Origin of the sequence: uncultured Salinicola sp. (assembly GCF_937921195.1) — a bacterium.
GTDB lineage: Bacteria > Pseudomonadota > Gammaproteobacteria > Pseudomonadales > Halomonadaceae > Salinicola.
The window spans coordinates 1-2,447 of the sequence record NZ_CALFQK010000137.1 but is presented as its reverse complement, the minus strand read 5'-3'; the positions used below and the strand labels follow the sequence as shown (position 1 = coordinate 2,447).

Annotated in this window: 2 protein-coding genes; both read right to left on the bottom strand. The window is 65.1% G+C overall.

Annotated features, from left to right (window positions below; genetic code table 11):
- Positions 1-167 precede the first annotated feature (167 nt).
- On the bottom strand, positions 168-1,637 hold the full coding sequence (locus Q0602_RS15110; RefSeq protein WP_298845032.1) for an NAD-dependent succinate-semialdehyde dehydrogenase: 1,470 nt from the start codon (positions 1,635-1,637) through the stop codon (positions 168-170).
- A gap of 256 nt (positions 1,638-1,893) precedes the next feature.
- Positions 1,894-2,346 (bottom strand): hypothetical protein, encoded by a 453-nt coding sequence (locus Q0602_RS15105; protein WP_298845026.1) that lies wholly within the window; start codon positions 2,344-2,346, stop codon positions 1,894-1,896.
- Positions 2,347-2,447: the final 101 nt, after the last annotated feature.

Below are 2,447 nucleotides of genomic sequence, written 5' to 3'. Positions count from 1 at the left end.
CTGAGCCGCGAGCCGCGAGCCGCGAGCCGCGAGCCGCGAAAAACAGCATGACCGTGAAACGAAGAACGCCAGCGACATCGTCGCTGGCGCTTTTCGTTCGAAGCTCGAAGCTCGAAGCTCGAAGCCCGAAGCTCGAAGCTCGAAGCTCGAAGCTCGAAGCTCGAAGCTCAGTCTGACTGTTCGCCCAGATCGATACAGAGATACTTGGTCTCGAGATACTCGTCGAGACCGTACTTGGAGCCTTCGCGGCCCAATCCGGAGGCCTTGACGCCACCGAACGGCGCGCTGGCGTTGGAGATCAGACCGGTATTGATGCCGACCATGCCGTACTCGAGCGCTTCCGCCACCCGCCAGACGCGGCCGAGGTCCTTCGAGTAGAAATAGGATGCCAGCCCGAACTGGGTATCGTTGGCCAGCCGCACCGCCTCCTCCTCGGTCTCGAACGGGAACACCGCCGCCAGCGGACCGAAGGTCTCCTCGCTCGCCACCTTCATCTCCGGGGTGGCGTGGCTGATCAGCGTGGGCGAGAAGAAGCGCCCGCCGAGGGAGTGTTCGTGGCCGCCGAGCAGCAGCTGGGCCCCCTTGTCGGTGGCGTCCTTGATGTGATCGGTCACCTTGGCCACGGCATCGTCGTCGATCAGTGGGCCGATATTGACCCCTTCCTCGAAACCGTCGCCGACCCTGAGTTCACTGTTCATGGCGGCGGCCAGCTTTTCGCTGAACGCATTGATCACGCTGGACTGGACCAGGAAACGGTTGGTACAGACGCAGGTCTGGCCGGCATTGCGAAACTTGGAGGCGATGGCCCCTTCGACCGCCGCGTCCAGGTCGGCATCCTCGAACACCAGGAAAGGCGCGTTGCCGCCGAGCTCCAGCGAGATCTTCTGGATATGCTGGGCAGCATTGGCCATCAAGGAGCTACCGACCTCGGTGGAGCCGGTGAAGGTGACCTTGCGTACCACGGAAGAGTCGGTCATCGCCTTGGCGATCTCGCTGGCCTTGCCCGGCACCACGTTGAAGACGCCGCGGGGAACACCGGCCTGCTCTGCCAGTGCGGCCAGCGCCGTCGCGGAGAACGGGGTCTGGCTGGCGGGCTTGATCACGATGGTGCAGCCCGCCGCCAGTGCGGCAGCCGCCTTGCGCGTGATCATCGACGAGGGGAAATTCCAAGGCGTGATGGCGCCGACGACGCCTACCGGCTGCTTGGTGACGACGATACGCTGCCGGGTGTTGGCCGCAGGGATGGTGTCGCCATAGATACGACGTGCTTCCTCGGCGAACCAGCGCATGAAGCTCGCGGCGTAGACGATCTCCCCCGCCGCTTCCTTGACCGGCTTGCCCTGCTCGGCAGTCATGATCGCGGCCAGCTCATCCTTGTGCTCGAGCATCAGCTCGTACCACTTCATCAGGATATCGGCACGCTCCAGCGCCGTGTGATTGCGCCAGCCCGGCAGCGCCGCTTCCGCGGCTTCGATGGCGCGCTCGGTCTCGGCGCCCCCCAGGCGCGGCATGCGCCCGAGAATTTCGCCATTGGCGGGGTTGTCGACGTCGATCTGCTCGCCGCTGTCGGCCGCGACCCAATTGCCATCGATATAGGCAAAGGGCCTGAACAGCGCACTCTCTTTAACGGATTGCATGATTCACTCCTTCCTGGATGTGCTCGCCGGAAGCGGGTGTGCCGCCTACCCGCCCGGCTGTTGCCACGAGTCAGCGTGCAACGGGGGTCGGTCGTGGCTGGCCCCCGTGAAAACGAGTCAGCCGCCACGATTCTACTGGACAGGATGGCGCGTTAACGTCACTCGTGCCAGTCGCATTCGCGCCCCGCCAGAGCCGAACGCCGAGTCGATCCGCGCCCGACGCCGGATGCCGCTCACGAACTCGAAGCGAGCGCACTCACCACCACTGGGACCACAGTGTCACGCCCACGGCCACCACGATGGCGATACCGCTCAGCCACTGCCCGTTCAGGCGCTGGGGTTCGCGATGCACGTGACGCAACCCCAGCCACGCCAGCACGATAGCCATCGCTTCCACCGCCGGCGCATAGCGCCCCGCGCTGACCCCGGCAACGGCCACGACGAAAGCGGCCAGCGCCCAGTGCGACAGCATCTTGCGCCGGGTCCTGCCGTCGACGTCACGGGTGGTGCTGGCACGTCGCTGGGCCTCGGGGCGGTTGAAAACCTGAATGGCCCGGCCGCCGCGGAGTTCGAAGCGCACTGGCGTTCCGGCGCTCGGCAGGCCGCGACCGCGCCATTGGGAGAAGTCGAAGGGATAGCGCTTGCCATCGTTGCACGCGATCTCTCCGACCTGGGCTTCATCGTCGAAATGGGAAAGGCGACCGTCCATCCTGCTGTCCTTGCGGCTATCCATACGGAACCGTTACCGGGGGCCCGAGCGGGGCCGGGTAAAACGGTTCTCAGCGACCGTTGACCAGCATCAAAAATTCC

What these genes read in the sequence shown, in the direction of transcription:
- Q0602_RS15110 (WP_298845032.1), bottom strand. Translation starts at nt 1,637, where the DNA reads ATGCAATCCGTTAAAGAGAGTGCGCTGTTCAGGCCCTTTGCCTATATC.
- Q0602_RS15105 (WP_298845026.1), bottom strand. Translation starts at nt 2,346, where the DNA reads ATGGACGGTCGCCTTTCCCATTTCGACGATGAAGCCCAGGTCGGAGAG.